Source organism: Anaerotignum lactatifermentans DSM 14214 (assembly GCF_900142265.1).
GTDB classification, from domain to species: Bacteria; Bacillota; Clostridia; order Lachnospirales; family Anaerotignaceae; genus Anaerotignum; species Anaerotignum lactatifermentans.
Window position 1 is genome coordinate 1 of sequence record NZ_FRAH01000149.1, and the last position, 1794, is coordinate 1794.

Sequence of the window (1794 nt, forward strand, 5' to 3'; positions counted from 1 at the left end):
TTTACCGGCTGACCATTGAAGCTGTTTCCACCTGCCGCATAGCTGTAGCGGATCAGCTTATAAAATGTAGCTGCTCTCCTCACATCGCCCAGTTCCGCCTGTGTTGTAATCAGTTCTTTGTACTCACCAAAATCGATTGGTGAAAGATAAATCTTAGCCAGTGCCATTTCTTCTGTCTGATATGGCAGTGAAAAATCTTGCTTTCTATGCCAATCCAGCATCAGATCAAACTCTGCTCTGCTGTTCAGCGGCAAAAAACCAAGCTCTTTTACAAAGCTCATGGGCTTATGCTTTACCACATGGAACATATTGGTCAGATTGGAATTGGCGTCGTTATACACCTCGAACCTTTCCGGCTTTTTGGCGAAAAGCACCCAACCAGCACCACCGAATACTTCTACATATTTATCATATTGCGGTGGGAAACGTGCAATGAGGAACTCACGCATCAATCGTTTTCCACCGATCCATGGGATCATGCTGTTTACCATATTTCATCGCCTCACTTCTATGAGCCTTTATCCATTTTAATCCCTTCCTTTCACAGCTTCATTTCATAATCATCGCTTTGTTCGTTTTCGTCTGTTGATTCCTGACCAATCTGCACCATTTCATAGTAAGAAGTATCCTCCACATACACACCATGAATGATTTTACTTTTATGTGTTTGCATATACTCCCGGCCTATTTTTGTGTAGTCAAGATACGGCAACACTTCATTAGGAAATGTCGTGTCAAAAAGTTCATTTTCCACCAAAAACTCACCTAACTGGTTTTCATTTTGAATGCCGTTTACCACGCAGACTTCCGAAAGATGGTCCATCAGGTTGATCATTTCTTTTACAGTTCTCGGTTCTTTTAATTGAAGCGTCAAGCCATATACACGCTGCATTTCCTCTGGCAGTTTTTCAAATCTGCTAAACACTTCGTTGAGCCGAAAAATATCTATGTCTTGTCTGGGCATCCTTTCAAAAATTTCTGTCAGTACACTTGTTTTTTCAGAACCGCAATAAATCTCACCAATATCACAGTTTTTCATATCAATACCGTTGTCTTCAAAAAACTTCTTCAGCCCTTCCGAATCACATGGCAAAAACGCTGTGAGATAACTTCCATACTTTTCGCTGTCTGGTCTTTCTATCTCCACAGTGCAAAGTGACTTTTCTCTTTCTTCCTCGCTTAAGTTTGGCGGATAGCAGCTGTACCAGTTTTCTGTATACTGCCAGAAATAACTAATATCCTGATAGTGCTGATATATGATTCGATTTTTCGGCTCTTTGGCTGCAATATGCTCTAATCGTTTCCAAAACCTGTCTTCTGCTTGTGGTCCGCCGCCATGCTCTGCTAAATCCTTGATGCTTTCCTGCAGTGCTTGTTCCACATCTTTTCTTAACTGATTTTGCTGTTTCTTATCTGGAAGCTGTATGCCTTCCACAATTCTTTTCTGCATTTGCTTTATCACTTCATTCAACGGCTACACCTCCTTTGCAATTTTTTCTGTCTTTGTCAAATCTCATAAATGGCTTCTTCAAGGCTTTTGGGCTGCTTATCTTTTAATTTCTCTCGATAAAGCATCAATTCATCTTCTGGCAATGCAGAAAGAAGACCAGCAAAAACATTCAGTTCAAAAATATTGATTCTGCTGATTTCCAAAGAACACAAAAACTCTTGTGCTTCCTCCACATCACAATCTACATCCGAAATCTCGCAGTCATCCAACGATTCCATTTCTGCCTTCTGAAGAGCAATCCAGATTTCATTTTCTTCTACCGGAAGCACCAATCTGACACAGAT

3 protein-coding genes are annotated in these 1794 nt (G+C 40.7%); all 3 read right to left on the reverse strand.

The genetic code is table 11. The annotated features are described in order from the left end of the window. A partial coding sequence (locus BUB35_RS18265; RefSeq protein WP_200777634.1) for a DNA adenine methylase occupies positions 1-491 on the reverse strand: 491 nt, incomplete at its 3' end. A 50-nt stretch (positions 492-541) separates the two neighbouring features. After that, positions 542-1462, reverse strand: a complete 921-nt coding sequence (locus BUB35_RS18270) for a hypothetical protein (RefSeq protein WP_242949290.1) — start codon at positions 1460-1462, stop codon at positions 542-544. A gap of 44 nt (positions 1463-1506) precedes the next feature. Continuing rightward, positions 1507-1794: hypothetical protein (locus BUB35_RS18275; RefSeq protein ID WP_072854060.1), on the reverse strand; the 288-nt coding region annotated here is incomplete at its 5' end.